Source organism: Xenophilus sp. Marseille-Q4582 (assembly GCF_916700565.1).
In the GTDB taxonomy this organism is placed as follows: Bacteria; Pseudomonadota; Gammaproteobacteria; order Burkholderiales; family Burkholderiaceae_C; genus Xenophilus.
This window is the reverse complement of sequence record NZ_CAKAKO010000003.1, coordinates 671,056-688,333: the sequence shown is the minus strand read 5'-3', so window position 1 is coordinate 688,333 and position 17,278 is coordinate 671,056. Positions and strand designations below refer to the sequence as shown.

Here is a 17,278-nt window from a genome sequence, read left to right as displayed (position 1 = left end):
CGGCCATCGCCCAACTGGGTGATGTGCGACAGAAGTGTTTCTCTTAGTGTCCTCGTGTCGAAAGACACATCGCGTACCCAGGACCTAGGAGGACATCCATGCAATCGCGAAGCAAGAACCTGCGGATCCACGCCATCGCCGCTTCCGCCGCGCTGGCCCTGACGGCCTGTGGGGGTGGCGGAGGTGGTGGTGGTTTCCCCGTCGTGTCCCTGCCGGCGCCGCCCGCGCCCGCGCCGGCACCCGCGCCGGCCCCGGCCCCGGCCCCGGCCCCGGCCCCGGCGCCCGTCACCCTGAGCGGCGAAGTCGCGCGCAACGGCACGCTCCAGAATGTCGTCGTCTGCCTGGACCTGGACGGCAACGATGCCTGCGACAGTGGCGAACCCGCTTCCGCGCCCACCGGGGCCGACGGCCGATACACCCTGAGCTACGACGCCACGGCCGTGCCGGACGCGGCCACGGCCCCTCTCATCGCCCCCGTGAAGGCGGGCGATCCGGCCGCCTCCGGCACCGCCGTCGATTCGTACGACCCCACCGTCGCCGCCACCAGCGCCGACTACGTGCTCAAGCGCCCGGCCGGCTCGGGCGGCGCCATCAATCCGCTGACCACGCTGGTGCAGGCCGGCGTGGAGGCCGGCATGGCCGAGTCCGAGGCGCGCGCCAACGTTGCGCTGCAACTGGCCATCGACGCCGCCAAGATCGAGGGCTACCAGGACGACCCGGCCTGGGACGACGCGCAGGTGCGCGACACCGCCCGCACGGCGGCGGCGCTCATCTCGGGCATGCTGCGCACCGGCGTGCCGCTGGTGGTGGGCGACCAGGGTGCCGCCGCCAGTGCCGGCACGCTGCTGAGCAACCTGTATTTCCAGGACGCCGGCAACTTCTTCGTGCAGACACTCGACACCCAGGCCAAGGAGGCCGGCACGCCCGGCGGCACGGTGCTGGACACGCGCAGCGGCAAGACCGGGGGCGCCGTCCGGCCCATCGGCAACGACCCCAATGCGCTGTACCGTTCGGCCTACCTGTCTCCGGACGGCTGGAAGTGGTGCGGCCCCGCCGTGGCGGTCGAGGTCACGGTCGGCAACCCCAACCGGGCGCGGGTGTGCGGCACGCGCGTGCAGCTGGGCTGGAGCCGGGCCAGCGACCTTGCGGGCCAGGGCATGGCCGCCTACGTGGCCGACCGCCAGGCCGTCTTCAACGTGCTCGATGCGGCCAGCGTGCTGGGCGGCACGGCCTTTCCCGCGGGCTCGCAGGAGCGGCAGGGCAGCGCGGTGGTGCTGGCGCCCGACATCCAGATCGACAACTTCTTCACCCGTTCCCAGCCGGCCAGCCGCCGCACGCTGGAGGCCGTGATCGGCGCCTTCCCGGCCTCGGGCGCGGCCTCGCCCACGGGCGGCAACACCCTGAGCCTGGCGCTGAGCACCAGCGCGCAGCGGAATCTGCGCGTGTCGTTCACGCCCGCCGGGGCCACCCAGGGCGTGGCCACCTACTACGAGTGCGACCTGAATGCCGATCAGACCGTGGTCTCCAACTGTGCGGCTTCCGCCACGGGCGGCTACCGCATCGACGAAGTGAACGGCGAACGGGTGCTGCGCTTCAGCGGCCAGCCGCCGACGCCGGCCCTCGACTACCACGTGGTCTACACGCAGATCCGCTGGAATGCGGCCGACCCCGACACCCAGTGGGTGTACCGCGCGCACGAGATCAAGCCGGACTTCAACGCGCGCCTGTCCAGCAGCACCCGCTTGAACGGCACGGCCTGGACGGCGATGAAGGCCCGACTGGGGCTGTGACCGGCCCGAACGAGGAGAGACGCATGCGCATCCGCACCCACACCCCCTGGCTGATCACCCTGCTGCCCCTGCTGCTGGCCGGCTGCGCCGCCACCGCGCCGCCGGCCCGCGACTTCCCGGCGGGCGTGCGCGCGCCCTCGGCCAGCGAGCTGGCGGGACTGCTGCGCGGCAAGTCCTTCACCTTCACCGCGGGCAACGGCGTGGCCGTCCGCACGGACTACGCGGCCGAGGCGGATGGGGTCACGGCGTATTTCTCGGGCCGTTCGGACCGCGGCACCTGGCGCACCGAGGACGGCAAGGTGTGCTTCCAGTTCAAGGTGATCCCTTCCGTGTGCAACGACGTCCGACTGGCCGGCCCGGACATGTACCTGCGGCGCGCCAACGGCGAAGTGGTGCGCGTGACGGCGCGTTGAGCGCCGCAGCGCCTGCCCGGTGGGCGCTGCAGGCCGACGGGCAGGGCGGGCCGCAGGCGGATGCGGCATCGGCACTGCACAGGACGCCGGGGTTGGGGCCCGAAGACGAGCCGCCAGCCGATCGCCAGCCAATTGCCGCAAGACTGCCCGGGGCCCCCGCCCTACGCTGACATCCGTCGCAAGAAGCCATCCGGCTCCAGCGTTGTTTTGAGCAGTCTCCCATGGCCCTGATCGAGTCCAACCTTTCCCCCGGCAGCGAGAGCTTCCAGGCCAACCGCGCGCACATGCTGCAGCTCATCGAGCGCGTGCGCAGCTACGAGATGCGGGCGCGCCAGAAGTCCACCGCCTCGCGCGAACGCTTCGAGAAACGCGGCCAGCTGCTGCCGCGCGAGCGCCTGTCGCTGCTGCTGGACCCGGGCACGCCTTTCCTGGAAATTGCCTCGCTGGCCGGGCTGGGCATGGACACGCCCGACCTCGACAAGAGCGTGCCGGGCGGCGGCATCATCTCGGGCATCGGCTATGTCAGCGGCATCCGCTGCATGATCAACGCGTCCGATTCGGGCATCGACGCCGGCGCGCTGCAGCCCATGGGCCTGGACAAGGTGCTGCGCGTGCAGGAGCTGGCGCTGGAGAACAAGCTGCCCTACGTGCAGTTGGTCGAAAGCGCCGGCGCCAACCTGCTGGCCTACCGCGTCGAGGACTTCGTGCGCGGCGGCAGTTCCTTCCGCAACCTGGCGCGGCTGTCGGCCGCCGGCCTGCCGGTGGTGACGGTGACGCACGGTTCCTCCACGGCCGGCGGCGCCTACCAGACCGGCCTGTCCGACTACATCATCCTGGTGCGCGGCCGCTCGCGCGCCTTCCTGGCTGGCCCGCCGCTGCTCAAGGCCGCTACGGGCGAGATCGCGACCGAAGAGGAACTGGGCGGCGCCGTGATGCACACGCACATCTCGGGCCTGGGCGACTACCTGGCCGAGGACGACCGCGACGGCATCCGCATCGCGCGCGAGATCCTGGCCCAGCTCGACTGGGACCGCGGGCAGGCCCTCAAGCCCGCGCGCAGCTGGCAGCCGCCGCGCTACGCGGCCGAGGAACTTTTGGGCGTGATGCCCACCGACCACAAGCGGCCGGTGGACATGCGCGAGGTCATCGCGCGCATCGCCGACGGCTCGGAGTTCCTGGAGTTCGGCGAGAACTACGGCAGCGCCACCGTCTGCGGCCATTTCAAGATCGAGGGCTGGCCGGTGGGCGTGATCACCAACAACGGCCCCATCGACCCGGCCGGCGCCACCAAGGCCACGCACTTCATCCAGGCCTGCTGCCAGTCGAAGACGCCCATCCTCTATCTCAACAACACGACCGGCTTCATGGTGGGCCGCATCTACGAGGAGGGCGGCATCATCAAGCACGGCTCCAAGATGATCCAGGCCGTGACCAGCGCCACGGTGCCGCAGATCACGCTGTACTGCGGGGCCTCCTTCGGCGCCGGCAACTACGGCATGTGCGGGCGCGGCTTCCACCCGCGCTTTTGCTTCAGCTGGCCCAATGCCAAGACCGCCGTGATGGGCGGCGAGCAAGCGGCCGGCACCATGGTCAACGTGACCGAGGCCGCGATGGCGCGCAAGGGGCAGGTCGATCACGCCAAGCTGGAAGCCATGCGCAGCCAGATCATCGAGCGCTTCGACAGCCAGATGAGTGTGTTCACGACCAGCGCGCGCCTGCTGGACGACGGCGTGATCGACCCGCGCGACACGCGCGCCGTACTCTCCACCGTGCTGGCCGTCTGCCGCGAGGCCGAGGCGCGCGAGCCGCAGAAGATGCAGTTCTCCGTGGCCCGTCCGTGACCCTGGCCTGACATCGAAAACACAAGAGAGACACACCATGCAACTCACGCACGAACACGAGCAGGTGCGCAGCACCATCCAGCGCTGGATCGCCGAGCAGGTCAACCCGCATGTGGACGAATGGGAGAAGGCCGAGATCTTCCCGGCCCACCAGCTCTTCAAGCAGCTGGGCCAGCTGGGCCTGCTGGGCCTGGACAAGCCCACCGAGGACGGCGGCGCCGGCCTGGACTACAGCTATGCCGCGCTGCTGGCCGAGACGCTGTCGGAGATCAACTGCGGCGGCATCCCGATGGCCATCGGTGTGCAGACCGACATGTGCACACCCGCCCTGGCCAAGCACGGCAGCGCAGAGCTGCGCGCCGAGTTCCTGGCGCCGGCCATCGCGGGCGACATGGTGGGCTGCATCGGCGTGTCCGAAGTGGGCAGCGGCTCCGACGTGGCCTCCATCAAGACCACGGCCCGCAAGGACGGCGGCGACTACATCATCAACGGCGGCAAGATGTGGATCACCAACAGCACGCAGGCCGACTGGTGCTGCCTGCTGGCCAACACCTCCGACGGCCCCCCGCACCGCAACAAGAGCCTGATCATCGTGCCGATGAAAAGCAAGGGCGTGTCCATCGCGCGCAAGCTGCAGAAGATCGGCATGGATTCGTCCGACACCGGCCAGCTCTACTTCGACGACGTGCGCGTGCCGCAGCGCAACCGCATCGGCGAAGAGGGGCAGGGCTTCGTCTACCAGATGGAGCAGTTCCAGATCGAGCGGCTGTGGGGCGCGCTCAACTCCACGGGTTTCGCGCAGCGCGCCATCGACATCACCATCGACTACACGCGCGAGCGCAAGGCTTTCGGCCGCTCCATTCTCGACAACCAGTGGGTCAACTTCAAGCTGGCCGAGATGCAGGCCGAGGTGGACTGCGTGCGCGCCCTGGCCTGGCAGGGCGTGGAAGACGTGGTGGCGGGGCGCGACGCGACGCGCCTGGCCTCGGTGGCCAAGCTCAAGGCCGGCCGCCTGACGCGCGACGTGTCCACCGGCTGCCTGCAGTTCTGGGGCGGCATGGGCTACATGAACGACAGCCTGATCTCGCGCCTGTTCCGCGACATGCGCCTGTCCTCCATCGGCGGCGGCGCCGACGAGGTGATGCTGCAGATCCTCACCAAGTACATGGGCACCTATCCCAAGGGCATGAAGTGAGCCCCGACGCCTGCCGAGCCATGACCGATTCCAAGACCTCCACCCCGTTCACCAAGATCCTCGTGGCCAACCGCGGCGAGATCGCGCTGCGCGTGATGCGCAGCGCCCAGGCGCTGGGCTACCGCACGGTGGCGGTGTATTCCACCGCCGATGCCGACGCGCGCCACGTGCAGGAGGCCGACCAGGCCGTGTGCATCGGCGAGCCGCTGCCCGCGCAGAGCTACCTGCGCATCGAAGCGATCCTCGACGCCGCGCGCAGGACCGGGGCCGACGCCGTGCATCCGGGCTACGGCTTCCTGGCCGAGAACGAGGACTTCGCGCGCGCCTGCCGCGACGCGGGGCTGGTCTTCATCGGGCCCTCGCCCGAGGCCATCCTCGCCATGGGCCACAAGGCCGGTGCGAAGAAACTCATGATGGACGCCGACGTGCCCTGCATCCCGGGCTACCAGGGCGAGGACCAGAGCGCCGAGCGGCTGGCCCAGGAGGCCGTGCGCATCGGCTTTCCGGTCATGATCAAGGCCACGGCCGGCGGCGGTGGGCGCGGCATGCGGCTGGTGAAGCACGCGGGCGAGTTCGCCGAGCTGCTGGCCAGCGCGCAGAGCGAGGCGCGCAATGCCTTCGGTGACCCCGAAGTGATCCTGGAGCGCGCCATCCTGGAGCCGCGCCACATCGAGATCCAGGTCTTCGCCGACCGGCATGGCCACGCCATCCACCTGGGCGAGCGCGACTGCTCGGTGCAGCGGCGCCACCAGAAGGTGATCGAGGAAGCGCCTTCGCCCGTGGTGGGCGCCGAGCTGCGCGAGCGCATGGGCGCCGTGGCCGTGAAGGCCGTCAAGGCCATCGGCTACGAGGGCGCAGGCACGCTGGAGTTCCTGCTCGACCGAGAAGGAAATTTCTTCTTCATGGAGATGAACACCCGCCTGCAGGTGGAGCACCCGGTGACCGAGGCGATCACCGGTCTGGACCTGGTGGAACTGCAATTGCGCGTGGCGGCCGGCGAGCCGCTGCCGCTGCGGCAGGAAGACGTGCGCTTCAACGGCCATGCCATCGAAGTGCGCCTGTGCGCCGAAGACCCGGACCAGGGCTTCATGCCGCAGAGCGGCACCATGGCGCTGTGGGCCCCGTCGACCGCGCTGCGCGTGGAAGACTCGCTGCGCTCGGGCGCCGAGGTGCCGCCCTATTACGACTCGATGGTGGCCAAGCTCATCGCGCACGGGCGGGACCGTGACGAGGCGCGCCGCCGCCTGCTGCGCGGGCTGCAGGACAGCATCGCGCTGGGCTTCAAGACGAACCAGGTCTTCCTGTCGCGCTGCCTCGCGCACCCGGTGTTCGCGGCGGGCGGCGCCACCACGGCCTTCATCGGCCAGCACCAAGAAGCGCTGCTGCGGCCCGATGCGGCGCTGGCGCAGCAGGCCGCCGTGGTCGCCGCGCTGCTGCTGGCCGAAACGGGCGCCGATGCGGCGCTGCGCCACAGCGAGCGGCGCCTGGCCCACACCCTGCCCATCGGCCAGCGCTTCGAACTCAATGGGCAGGCCGTCACCACCGCGCTGACGCAGGACGGGCCGCGCAGCTTCGCCGTCGCGCTCGACGGCCGGGCGCATGCCGTCACGCTGCTGGGCACCGAGGGCGCGCGTGCGCAGGTGCTGCTGGACGGCGTGCGCGAAAGCGTGGTCTTCCTGCGCCAGGGCGACACGCTGTACCTGCAACTGCGCGGCCATCCCTTCGTGGTGCAGGAGCGCACGCATGCCGCCGCGGCCAGGCAGGGCCCGGGCGGCGGCGACGGCAAGGTGCGCGCGTCCATGAACGGCCGCGTGGTCGCGGTGCTGGTGGCCGAAGGCGACGAGGTGGAAGCGGGTCAGCCCATCGTGACGCTGGAGGCCATGAAGATGGAGCATGTGCATGCCGCGCCCGTGGCCGGCCGCGTGCGCCTGCTGGCCGCCAGCGTCAACGACCAGGTGGCCGCGCACCGCGTGCTGGCCGAAATCGAACCGAAGGCCACCGCCTGAAGCCCCCCATCTTTGAACGACTTGCGCAGCAGAATGCCATGAGCAGCACCGAACCCGAAGTCCTGACCGAAGTCCGCGGCGCCACGCTGTGGATCACCATCAACCGGCCCGACAAGCGCAATGCGCTGCATGCGGGCGTGATCGAGGGCATTCGCGCCGGCATCCGCCGCGCGCATGCCGATCCCGCGGTGCGCGCCATCGTGCTCACGGCCGCCGGCGAGAAGGCCTTCTGCGCGGGCGGCGACCTGCAGCCGGGCAAGGGCTTCGCCTTCGACTTCTCCCGGCCCAACCTGGCCTATGCCGACCTGCTGCGCGAGGCCCAGGCCGCCACGCTGCCCCTCGTCGCGCGCGTCAACGGCACCTGCATGGCCGGCGGCATGGGCCTGCTGTGCATGGTGGACATGGCCGTGGCGGCCGACCATGCGCTCTTCGGCCTGCCCGAGGTCAAGGTGGGCGTGTTCCCCATGCAGGTGCTGAGCCTGCTGCAGAACCTGGCGCCACGCCGCGTGGTGCGCGAATGGGCGCTGACCGGCGAACCCTTCGATGCCGTGACCGCGCAGGCACATGGCCTGGTCAACCACGTGGTGCCGGCGGCGGAACTCGATGCCAAGGTGGAATGGCTGATCGCGCGCCTGGCCGACAAGTCGCCGACCGCGATCCGGCGCGGCAAGTACGCGATGCGCGCCATCGAGGCCATGTCCTTCGAGCAGGCCCTCGCGTACACCGAGAGCCAGATCGGCCTGCTCGCGCTGACCGAGGATGCCAAGGAAGGCCTTGCTGCTTTCAACGAGAAACGCAAGCCGGCCTGGACGGGGCGCTGAAGCCATGGCCGGCCCGACCGCTGCCTTCTGGCAGGAGCATTTCGAGCAAGGGCGCATGCCCTGGGACCGCGGCGGCGCCAGCCCGCAGTTGCAGGCCTGGATCGCCGAGGGCGTTCTGAAGCCCGGCCAGCGCGTGCTGGTGCCCGGCTGCGGGCGCGGCTGGGAAGTGGTGGCGCTGGCCGCATTGGGCGCCGAAGTCACGGCCGTGGACATCGCGCCCGCCGCGCTGGCGGCTTGCGCCGGTCTGCTGAAGGAAGCCGGCCTGAGCGCCACGCTGGTCGACGCCGACCTGCTGCAGTGGCAGCCCGCGCAGCCCTTCGACCGCATCTACGAACAGACCTGCCTGTGCGCGATCCATCCGGACCTGTGGGTGCGCTATGCCGAGCGCCTGCATGCCTGGCTGCGGCCCGGGGGGCAGCTTGCGCTGCTGGCCGTGCAGGCCCTGCGGCCCGGCGCGCAGGAGGGGCGGGTCGAGGGCCCGCCCTATCACCTGGACATCAACGCCGTGCGCGCGCTGTTCCCGGCCCACCGCTGGCAGTGGCCGCGGCCGCCGTACGCGCGCGTGCTGCCGCCCGCGCTGCCCGGCCACGCGAACACGGTCGCGGCGCGCAGTGCCGAACTGGCGATCCTGCTGCCGCGGCTGGCCGATTGAGCGTGCATCGCGCAGCAGGGCCGGCGCCCGGTTGCGAATGCCGCGAATGAATGAAAGAACGAGACGAGACGAAACCAGGAGACTGACCGATGAGCCCTGCCCACCCCTATGGCCCCCTGCCGCATCCCGAGTTCGGCGGCATGCGCGCGCCGCTGCCCGCCATCGGCCTGGGCCAGTGGCTGGCCGAGCGCGCCGACCGCGACGCGCACCGGCCCGCGCTGAGCTACGAAGGCCACACGCGCAGCTATGGCGAGCTGCAGGACGAGGTCGAGCGCATGGCGGCCGTGCTGCAGGCCAGCGGCGTGAAGGAGGGCGCGCGCGTCGCCTACCTGGGCTTCAACCACCCGATGTTCTTCGTCGGCCTGTTCGCGGTGGCGCGGCTGGGCGCCATCTTCGTGCCGCTGAACTTCCGGCTCACGGGGCCGGAACTCGAATACATCATCAACGACGCCGGTGCGCATACGCTGATCGTCGATGCCGACCATGTGGCGGTCATCGAGCCGGTGCGCGCGCGGCTGGTCTGCGAGGCCTTCTGGCTCGCGCATGGCGACAAGCCCGCAGCGGCGGCCGGCGCCTGGCCGGCGCTGGGCGCGGCGCTGCGCGAGGCGGCGCCGCTGAAGACGCCCGCCGTGGCCGTGGACACGGATGACGTGGCGCTGATCATGTACACCTCGGGCACCACGGGCCAGCCCAAGGGCGCGATGCTCACGCACGGCAACTTCTGGTGGAACCACGTCAACGAGATGCTGACCATCGACTGCAATGCCAGCGACGTGCTGCTGGTCTTCGCGCCGGTCTATCACATCGGCGGGCTGAACGTGATGACGCTGACGCTGTTGCTCAAGGGCGGGCATGTGGTGCTGCAGCGCCAGTTCGACCCCGGCGCGGTGCTGCGCGACATTGCGGCCTACCGGGTGAACAAGATCTTCGTCGTACCCGCCATGCTGCTGTTCATCAGCCAGCACCCGGATTTCGCGACGGCCGATCTGTCCACGCTCAAGCTCATTTCCTGTGGCGGCGCGCCGTGCCCCGAGCCGCTGCTGCACCTGTTCAACCAGCGCGGCATTGCGGTGCAGCAGGGCTACGGGCTGACCGAGACCGCCGCCATGGCCACCAGCCTGACGGCGGAGTGGGCGGCGCGCAAGATCGGCTCGGTGGGCAAGTCGCCGCTGCTCACGCAGGTGCGCGCGCTCGACGCGCAGGATCGCGTGATCACCGAGCCCGGTGCGCGCGGCGAGATCTGCGTGCGCGGCCAGAACGTGACGCGCGGCTACTGGAACAAGCCCGAGGCCACGGCCGCCGCGCTGGACGCCGAAGGCTGGTTCCGCACCGGTGACGTGGGCTACTTCGACGCCGACGGCTTCTGGTACATCTGCGACCGCGTGAAGGACATGATCATCAGCGGCGGCGAGAACGTGTACCCGGCCGAGGTCGAGAGCGTGCTGCACGCCCACCCGGCCGTGGCCGAGGTGGCGGTGATCGGCGCGCCCGACGAGAAATGGGGCGAGACCGTGCTGGCCGTGGTGGCGCTCAAGCCGGGTCAGACACTCACGCTGGAGTCGCTTCAGGACCATGCGAGCCAGAGCCTGGCGCGCTACAAGATCCCGCGCCGTCTGGAGCTGCTGTCGGCGCTGCCGCGCAACCCCACGGGCAAGATCTTGAAGTACCAGTTGCGCGAGATGTTCAGCCCGCGCTGAGCGGCCCTAAGCCCGACTTCCTTCGTCCCTGCGGACGCTCGCGCATGAAGCGGGCGGGCCGCGCTTCGCCTCCTCCAGAGAGACAGGACCGTCCCATGCTCGCCGAACGCATCGCCGCCCAGGCCTGGTACCACCGCACCATCCCCGACCTGTTCCACGAGACCTGCCGCCTGCGCGGCGAACGCACGGCGCTGATCTTCGAGGGGCAGGCCACCTCCTTCGCCGCGCTGCAGGCACAGGTGAACGAGATGGCGCAGGCGCTGCTGCGCCTGGGCATCGCAAAGGGCGACGTGGTGTGCACGCTGCCCAGTCCCACGCCCGAGTTCGCGGTGCTGTACTTCGCCACCTTGCAGGTGGGCGCGGTGGTCAACCCGCTGAACCTGCTGTGGGGCCGGCTGGAGTTCGAAGGCGTGTTGCCGCGCAACCGGCCCGCGATGATCGTCACCGTGGACCACTACGGCGGGCGTGACTACATCGCGTTGCTCAAGGAGGCGATTCCAGACCTGACGTGGGACGCGCAGGGCCAGCCGCGCGCGGCCAGCCTGCCCACCTTGCGCCATCTGGTGTGCCTGAGCCGGGCGGGCCAGCGGCACGAGGGCTTCCTGGATTTCAGCGACTTGCGCAAGCAGGGCGAGGGCGCCGATGCGGCCGTGATGGAAGCCCTGGTGGCAGCACGCGAGCCCACCGAGATCCAGTTCATCTGCCAGACCTCGGGCACCACGGGGTTGTCGAAGAGCGCGCTGTGGGACCACCGCCCGCCGCTGGCCACCGTGAACTTCGGCGCGCAGGCCATGGGCTTCGGCGAGGAGGAGTGCTACATCAACCTCGCGCCCTTCTATCACAACAGCGGGCTGTACGCGCTGAACATGAACCTGGTGCTGTGCGGCACGCCGCTGGTGCTGATGGAGAGCTTTCACCCCAAGCTGGCGCTGGAGCTGATCGACCGCCATGGCTGCACCAGCACCTTCGGCTTCGACGCGCACTGGCAGGCGATGCGCCGCGTGCCAGACTTCGAGCGCCACCGCTTCACGATCCGCAAGGCCATCCTGGCCGGCGAGCCCAAAACGTACGACCTGGTGCGCAGCATGTGCCCTGCGGGCGCGACCATCAACAACCTCTACGCGCAGACCGAGAACGGCCCGCTGGTGTCGGTGGCGCAGCACGACTGCGTGGACTACCCGATCAACAAGTACACGCACGGCCGCCCGCTGCCCGGCGTGCGCGTGGTGATCAAGGACATCGACACCGGCGAGCGCGTGCCACAGGGCATGCCGGGCGAGATCTGCTATGCGAGCCCCTACATGTTCCGCGGCTACCTGGCGCAGGAAGAGGCCACGCGTGCCTCCTACGACGCCGAGGGTTACTTCCACAGCGGCGACTACGGCCATTTCGATGGCGGCTACATCACCTTCCTCGGCCGGCTGGGCGGGGTGGTGAAGTCCGGCGGCGAGAACGTGTCGACCACGCGCGTGACCACCTTGCTGCTGGAACACTTCGCCGACGAGTTCGACGACGTGAAGACCATCGGCGTGGAAGACGATTACTGGGGCGCGAAGGTGGTGAGCTTCGTGCGCGCCCGGGTAGGGCGGCCGATGCGCAGCACGGCCGAGCTGCGCGAGGCCTGCAAGGGGCATCTGGCGGCCTACGAGATTCCACGCGACTTCCTGCCGTGGGAAGGGGAGTGGCCGGTGACAGCGGAGGGGAAGATCAATTTCAAGTTGCTGACGGCGGAGGCGAAGCGGTTGCTGGGTGACGGGGCTGGTGGGTAGGCTGGCTGCCTGTGTCCGGCCAAGGCCCCTGTGCCGGGGGCGGGGTGCTTCACTGAAGCGGTCGGCTGCGCCGACTGCCCTGCGGTGCTCACGAAGCCGGCCCGCGGCAGAACTCGCTGCGTTCACTTCGTTCACTGCGCTCGAACAGCTGCCGCAAGTCAGTTCACGAAGCGCACCCGTCCTTCGGCGGGTGCGCGGCCGGCTCCGCTGCGCTCCTCGGCGCTTCAGAGGCGCACCCCGCCCCCGGCCCAGGGACCTTGGCCTGCGTCGCGCTGAGGTGAAGCGAGCAGGAGAGTGCGCAGAAGCCGAGGACCGTGGTTTGCTCAACGCACAGCGCGCGGACTGCACGGCCACTCATGTGCCTCGTGTACCGACCACCTGTCCACGCAGGGCGGCTCGGCGCAGCGGGCGCGGGCGATTTCCGGGGCGGCGAGAAGCGCAGCGGAGCCGGCGTGCGCGCGCGAAGTCGCGCGGGCTTCGTGCTCTGACTCATCGCAGCTGTTTGAACGGAGCGCGACGAAGGAGCGCGCAGTGAGTTCTGCGATGCAGCCGGCTTCGCGAGCATCGCAGCGAAGTCGGTGCCCTGCGCCGACCGCCCCGGTATGAGCTCGTGCCCGCTGCGCCGAGCCGCCCTGCGAACGCGCAACGCTCGCGCGAAGCATCAAGTGCCAGAAGCCAAGGCCTGCCGCACCAACGGCAGATGGTCGTTCCCGAACACCATCGTCTTGCCGACGAAGAAGGTCGGCGACCCGAAGCCCCCACGCGCGATCAGCTCGTCCGTCGACGCGCGCAATTGCTGACGCACCTCCGCACAGTCCTGCTGCGCGAGCAGCTCACGCGCATCCAGCCCCATCGTTGCAGCGACGGTGGCCAGCACCTCGTCCTGCGAGATGTCCAGGTCCTGTCCGAAGTAGGCCTCGAAGGCGCCAAGTGCAAAGGCTTCCAGCAGCCGGTCGCCATCAGGCCGCGCCTGCAGCGCCAGGCAGCAGCGCATGGCCTTGGCGCTGTTGACCGGGAACACGCGAGGCGGAAAGGTGACGGCCACGCCGGCCTGGCGCGACCATTGAGCCAGGCTGCTTTTCAGGTAGTTCTGCTTGGGCGCAATGGGACGCTCGCGCGAGGCGTACACGCTGGGGTTCACGCTGTTGAACACCGCGCCCACCAGCACCGGCCGCCAGGCGATGGCGAAGCCCAGTTCCTCGCGCATGCGGCGCAGGGTGACAAAGCCCAGGTAGGTCCAGGGGCTGGAGCAGTCGAAGAAGCATTCGACGCGTGGCTGCGCGCCGCGGTGAAGTTCGCTCATGCGCGCGCCTGTGGTGCGTTGCCGAACAGGTGCTTGCGCGCTTCCTCGTCCATGGGCTTGCCGGGCGAGCCGAGCTCGCGCCCCACGGCCAGCCCGCGCTGCACGGCGGGGCGCTCGCGCACGGTGGCGAACCAGCGCTGCACGTGCGGGAACCGATCGATGGGCACCTGCTGCTTCTTGTGCGTCATGATCCAGGGGAAGCAGGCGATGTCGGCGATGCTGTAGTCGGCCCCGGCGATGTAGGCGCCCGTGTGTGCCAGCTGCCGGTCCAGCACGCCATAGAGCCGCAGCACCTCGCGCGCGTAGCGCTCGATGGCGTAGGGCACCTGCTCGGTGGCGTACAGCAGGAAATGTCCGTTCTGCCCGACCATCGGGCCGAGCCCGCCGATCTGCCAGTGCAGCCAGCTCGTGACCGCATAGCGACCGGCCAGGTCGGCCGGCAGGAAGCGGCCGGTCTTCTCGGCCAGGTACTGCAGCATGGCGCCGGACTCGAACAGCGACAGGGCCGCCCCGCCGCCCGGCGGCGCAGGGTCCACCAGCGCCGGAATGCGGTTGTTGGGGCTGATGGCCAGGAAGGCGGGCTCGAACTGCTCGCCGCGGCTGATGTTCACCGGCTTGAGCGTGTAGGGCAGGCCACATTCCTCCAGCATGATGCTGAGCTTCCAGCCGTTGGGCGTGGGCCAGTAGTAGAGGTCGATCAACGGAGTCTCCTGCAAGCATGCGCCATCGCGGCGGCCAGTATGCCCAGCGGCGCGGCCGGCGGCTGTCCGGTGCGCGCTGGACAAGGCGCGCGGCTTACTTCGCCGCCCCGCCGTAGGTCTTCACGTCGACCTTCGAGTACACCTCGTTCCAGTACAGCTGCGCCAGCTGCTCGGCGTTCTCCACGTTCTGCACCAGCGGCATCCAGCGGTCCACCAGCTGGCGCATGGTGGCCACGATCTCATCCGCGCGCTTCACGTGGTGCTGCCTGGCATAGGTGGCGGCGATGGCCTGGATGTCGGCCTCGATGGCCTTGCGCGAGGCCTGCACCGCGGCCGGGTCGGCCTGCGTGATCTGTGTGCCCTTGGCCTTGGCGCGTTCCAGGTCGCGCTGGCCGTACTTGAGGTAGCGCATGCTGACCTCGGCGCCCAGCACGGCGCCGCCGCGCAGCAGGGCCGTGCGCTGCACCTCGTTGAGCTTGCGCCAGGCGTCGAGGTTGACGTTGCTGGTCGCGCCCGAGAAGGCGCCGCCGGGCAGGTCGGTCGTGATGTGCGTGACCGCGTCCTTGAGGTTCAGGCCGCTGAGCTCGGGCGCCGAGATGATGGCGCAGTCCACCACTTTCTGGTGCAGCGCCTCGAACACCTCGTTGCCCGACATGGAGGCCGGCGTGGCGCCCATCTCGCGTGCCCAGCGCGCCCAGGCGGCGCCGCCGGCGCGCAGGCGTGCGCCCTTCAGGTCGGCCAGCGTGCGCATGGGCTTGTTGCACAGGAGCATGTAATTGCTGCTGCCCCCCGTGCTGGTGTAGAGCTGGTTCTGCTTGGCGAAGTCGGCCGCGCATTCGGGGCATTTGGTGAACACGAACTCGGCCATCGCGCCCCCGTAGGCCAGGCCGCCCTTGCCGCTCGGGTCGTCGCGCAGCGCCAGCAGCATCGACAGCTCGGTCGCCATGTTCAGGTGCGGGTACTCGGCCGGGAAGTAGGGCGTGAGCACGTAGCCGATGTCCGCCACGCCCTGCTTCACGCCGCCGCTCATCTCCGAAAGGTTGAGCAGCGACAGGTCGAACACGCGGATGTTGAGCGTGTTGTTGCTGTGCTTCTTGACCGTCTCGGCATAGACCCGCGCCGATTCGGGCGCAGCGCCGGTGGGAAAACCCACCGCATAGCGCAGCGTGGTGCTCTGTGCCTGGGCCGGGCCGCCGGACAGCAGCGCGGCCGAGAGGAGGGTCGCCGTGGCGGCGGAAGTCAGGGGTGGGAACCAGCGCATCGTCATGTCTCCGTTCTGGGTGGGCTCGGGAAAGCCGCAGCCGCAGGGGGCCGCGGCGCAAGGGATCCAGTCAGTCGGCAAAGCGGGGTGCCCGGCCCGCGCTCCGGGCCTGCTGCACCTCGCGCAGGTCGTTCGAGAACAGCATGGCCGCGTTCCACAGTGCCACCTGCTGCAGCCCGTCGGCGATGCTGTGCTCGCGCGCATGCGTGATGGCCTGCTTGGTGCCGCGCAGCGCGAGCGGCGACTTGGCCGCCAGGCAGCGCGCCATTTCCTCCACGCCCTGGCGCAGCGCCGCGGCATCGTCGTAACAGCGGTTGACCAGGCGGATCGTCTGCGCTTCGGCGCCCTCGACGCGGCGGCCCGAGTAGCACAGCTCGCGCGCCATGCCTTCGCCGATCAGCAGCGGCAGGCGCTGCAGCGTGCCCACGTCGGCCACCAGGCCGACGTCGATCTCCTTCACGCAGAACCAGGCTTGCGCGCTGCAGTAGCGCAGGTCGCAGGCGGTGATGATGTCGATGCCGCCGCCCACGCAGGCCGCGTGCACCTCGGCGATCACGGGCTTGTGGCAGCGCTCGATGGCGGTCACGGTGTCCTGGATGTCCAGGATCGCGGCCAGCAGCTTCTCGCGCGCCCGCCCGTCGCAGTCGTCGCGCGTGGCCTGCTGCAGCTCGTCGAAGCTGGCCAGGTCCAGCCCGGCGCTGAAGTGCGCGCCGGCCGCGCTCAGGATGCCCACGCGCGCCTCGGCGGTGTGCTGGAGCCATTGCATGGCGCGGCGCAGCTCCTGCCACATGGCCAGGTTGATGGCATTGGCCTTCTCGGGGCGGTTCAGCACGATGCGCGCGATGCCGCCGGCCAGGCTCAGCTGCAGGGTCCGGAAGGCGGGCAGGGTGGAGGACGTGGCGCTCATGCTGCATGCCCCTTGAACCGCGGCGCGCGCTTGTCGAGGAAGGCGCGCACGCCCTCGGCCGCATCGGCGCTGGCGCCGCAGCGCACCATGCCCGCGTGTTCGAGCGCCAGCTGTTCCTTCAGCGTGCGCTGCGCGGCGCCATCGACCAGGCGCTTGATCTGCGCGAAGGAGCCGGTCGCGCCCTGCGCCAGTTCGGTGGCGAGCGCGAGGGCGGCGGACATCAGTTGGTCGGGCGGCAGCACTTCGGCATACAGGCCGAAGGCCAGGCATTCCTGCGCGCTGAAGGCGCGCGGGCTGAACAGGATCTGCTTGGCGCGCATGGGCCCGGCCAGCCGTGTGAGCGCCCACGAGGCGCCCACGTCGGGCGACAGGCCGATGGACGCATAGCCGCCGCGCAGCTTGGCCGTGTCGGCGGCCAGCACGATGTCCGCCAGCAGCGCCAGGCCGATGCCGCCACCGCCCAGCGGCCCGTTGAGCGCGCTGACCACCGGCACGGGCAGTGCGGCGAGTTGAAGAATCAGTTCATGCAGTGGCGGGATGCCACGGTCCAGTGCGCCCGACAGGTCGCTGCCTGCGCGCACAAAGCCCTGGATGTCGCCGCCCGCGCAGAAGACCGGGCCGCTGGCGGTGAGCAGCAGGGCGCGCAGGCGGCCGTCGCGGGCGCGCTCCACCAGCGTGTGCGTGGCCTCGGCCAGCGCCTGCGCGCAGGCATCGTCGAGCACGTTGGCGCGCGCGGGCTGGTTGAGCGTGAGGGTGGCGAGCCCGGCTTGCCAGGTCAGGAGGAAGGGGGACGAAGACATGCGGGCAGTGTGCGGAGCACACCGGGCCCGGTCTTGTGGGTTCTGGCTGCGCGCGCTGCGGGTTTGCCTGGGGCCGCGGCGCGCGTCATCGTCCGGAGGTCCGCGGGGCGTCAGGCCCGGCG

14 protein-coding genes are annotated in these 17,278 nt (G+C 70.2%); 9 read left to right on the top strand and 5 right to left on the bottom strand.

Annotated elements, in window-relative coordinates; genetic code table 11:
* Positions 1 to 98: 98 nt before the first annotated feature.
* From LG388_RS26745 to LG388_RS13700, 9 genes are all read left to right on the top strand, one after another.
* A complete protein-coding gene (locus LG388_RS26745) occupies positions 99 to 1,790 on the top strand; it encodes a hypothetical protein (RefSeq protein WP_304956849.1) in 1,692 nt (563 codons plus the stop codon).
* 23 nt (positions 1,791 to 1,813) lie between these two features.
* Positions 1,814 to 2,203 carry a hypothetical protein gene (locus LG388_RS13735; RefSeq protein ID WP_225783284.1) on the top strand — a complete coding sequence of 130 codons (390 nt, stop codon included), beginning with the start codon at positions 1,814 to 1,816 and terminating at the stop codon, positions 2,201 to 2,203.
* A 221-nt stretch (positions 2,204 to 2,424) separates the two neighbouring features.
* Positions 2,425 to 4,044 (top strand): acyl-CoA carboxylase subunit beta, encoded by a 1,620-nt coding sequence (locus LG388_RS13730; RefSeq protein WP_225783283.1) that lies wholly within the window; start codon positions 2,425 to 2,427, stop codon positions 4,042 to 4,044.
* A 37-nt stretch (positions 4,045 to 4,081) separates the two neighbouring features.
* Positions 4,082 to 5,239 carry an acyl-CoA dehydrogenase family protein gene (locus LG388_RS13725; RefSeq protein ID WP_225783282.1) on the top strand — a complete coding sequence of 386 codons (1,158 nt, stop codon included), beginning with the start codon at positions 4,082 to 4,084 and terminating at the stop codon, positions 5,237 to 5,239.
* Positions 5,240 to 5,259: 20 nt separating this feature from the next.
* Entirely contained in the window at positions 5,260 to 7,245 is a 1,986-nt protein-coding gene (locus LG388_RS13720; protein ID WP_225783281.1) for an acetyl/propionyl/methylcrotonyl-CoA carboxylase subunit alpha, read from the top strand.
* A gap of 38 nt (positions 7,246 to 7,283) precedes the next feature.
* On the top strand, positions 7,284 to 8,066 hold the full coding sequence (locus LG388_RS13715; protein ID WP_225783280.1) for an enoyl-CoA hydratase/isomerase family protein: 783 nt from the start codon (positions 7,284 to 7,286) through the stop codon (positions 8,064 to 8,066).
* Positions 8,067 to 8,070: 4 nt separating this feature from the next.
* A complete protein-coding gene (locus LG388_RS13710; protein ID WP_225783279.1) occupies positions 8,071 to 8,718 on the top strand; it encodes a methyltransferase domain-containing protein in 648 nt (215 codons plus the stop codon).
* Between the two features lie 89 nt (positions 8,719 to 8,807).
* Entirely contained in the window at positions 8,808 to 10,415 is a 1,608-nt protein-coding gene (locus LG388_RS13705) for a long-chain fatty acid--CoA ligase (RefSeq protein WP_225783278.1), read from the top strand.
* 95 nt (positions 10,416 to 10,510) lie between these two features.
* Positions 10,511 to 12,184: a class I adenylate-forming enzyme family protein gene (locus LG388_RS13700; RefSeq protein WP_225783277.1), complete on the top strand. Its 1,674-nt coding sequence runs from the start codon at positions 10,511 to 10,513 to the stop codon at positions 12,182 to 12,184.
* A gap of 661 nt (positions 12,185 to 12,845) precedes the next feature.
* Here LG388_RS13700 and LG388_RS13695 read toward each other — a convergent pair.
* The 5 genes from LG388_RS13695 to LG388_RS13675 all read right to left on the bottom strand — a co-directional run bounded on the left by LG388_RS13695 (position 12,846) and on the right by LG388_RS13675 (position 17,156).
* Positions 12,846 to 13,487, bottom strand: coding sequence for a 2-hydroxychromene-2-carboxylate isomerase (locus LG388_RS13695; protein ID WP_225783276.1), 642 nt, complete (start codon positions 13,485 to 13,487; stop codon positions 12,846 to 12,848).
* Positions 13,484 to 14,188: a glutathione S-transferase N-terminal domain-containing protein gene (locus LG388_RS13690; RefSeq protein ID WP_225783275.1), complete on the bottom strand. Its 705-nt coding sequence runs from the start codon at positions 14,186 to 14,188 to the stop codon at positions 13,484 to 13,486. The genes LG388_RS13695 and LG388_RS13690 overlap by 4 nt, the downstream gene beginning before the upstream one ends.
* 94 nt (positions 14,189 to 14,282) lie before the next feature.
* Complete coding sequence (locus LG388_RS13685; protein ID WP_225783274.1) at positions 14,283 to 15,455, bottom strand: C4-dicarboxylate TRAP transporter substrate-binding protein; 1,173 nt, start codon at positions 15,453 to 15,455, stop codon at positions 14,283 to 14,285.
* A gap of 64 nt (positions 15,456 to 15,519) precedes the next feature.
* Positions 15,520 to 16,356 carry a crotonase/enoyl-CoA hydratase family protein gene (locus LG388_RS13680; RefSeq protein ID WP_225783273.1) on the bottom strand — a complete coding sequence of 279 codons (837 nt, stop codon included), beginning with the start codon at positions 16,354 to 16,356 and terminating at the stop codon, positions 15,520 to 15,522.
* Positions 16,353 to 17,156: an enoyl-CoA hydratase-related protein gene (locus tag LG388_RS13675; protein ID WP_225783272.1), complete on the bottom strand. Its 804-nt coding sequence runs from the start codon at positions 17,154 to 17,156 to the stop codon at positions 16,353 to 16,355. Before LG388_RS13675 ends, LG388_RS13680 begins: the two co-directional genes overlap by 4 nt.
* Positions 17,157 to 17,278: the final 122 nt, after the last annotated feature.

Excerpts from the sequence above, each read along its gene's own strand:
- LG388_RS26745 (WP_304956849.1), top strand. The coding sequence starts at position 99 with ATGCAATCGCGAAGCAAGAACCTGCGGATCCACGCCATCGCCGCTTCC.
- LG388_RS13735 (WP_225783284.1), top strand. The coding sequence starts at position 1,814 with ATGCGCATCCGCACCCACACCCCCTGGCTGATCACCCTGCTGCCCCTG.
- LG388_RS13730 (WP_225783283.1), top strand. The coding sequence starts at position 2,425 with ATGGCCCTGATCGAGTCCAACCTTTCCCCCGGCAGCGAGAGCTTCCAG.
- LG388_RS13725 (WP_225783282.1), top strand. The coding sequence starts at position 4,082 with ATGCAACTCACGCACGAACACGAGCAGGTGCGCAGCACCATCCAGCGC.
- LG388_RS13720 (WP_225783281.1), top strand. The coding sequence starts at position 5,260 with ATGACCGATTCCAAGACCTCCACCCCGTTCACCAAGATCCTCGTGGCC.
- LG388_RS13715 (WP_225783280.1), top strand. The coding sequence starts at position 7,284 with ATGAGCAGCACCGAACCCGAAGTCCTGACCGAAGTCCGCGGCGCCACG.
- LG388_RS13710 (WP_225783279.1), top strand. The coding sequence starts at position 8,071 with ATGGCCGGCCCGACCGCTGCCTTCTGGCAGGAGCATTTCGAGCAAGGG.
- LG388_RS13705 (WP_225783278.1), top strand. The coding sequence starts at position 8,808 with ATGAGCCCTGCCCACCCCTATGGCCCCCTGCCGCATCCCGAGTTCGGC.
- LG388_RS13700 (WP_225783277.1), top strand. The coding sequence starts at position 10,511 with ATGCTCGCCGAACGCATCGCCGCCCAGGCCTGGTACCACCGCACCATC.
- LG388_RS13695 (WP_225783276.1), bottom strand. The coding sequence starts at position 13,487 with ATGAGCGAACTTCACCGCGGCGCGCAGCCACGCGTCGAATGCTTCTTC.
- LG388_RS13685 (WP_225783274.1), bottom strand. The coding sequence starts at position 15,455 with ATGACGATGCGCTGGTTCCCACCCCTGACTTCCGCCGCCACGGCGACC.
- LG388_RS13680 (WP_225783273.1), bottom strand. The coding sequence starts at position 16,356 with ATGAGCGCCACGTCCTCCACCCTGCCCGCCTTCCGGACCCTGCAGCTG.
- LG388_RS13675 (WP_225783272.1), bottom strand. The coding sequence starts at position 17,156 with ATGTCTTCGTCCCCCTTCCTCCTGACCTGGCAAGCCGGGCTCGCCACC.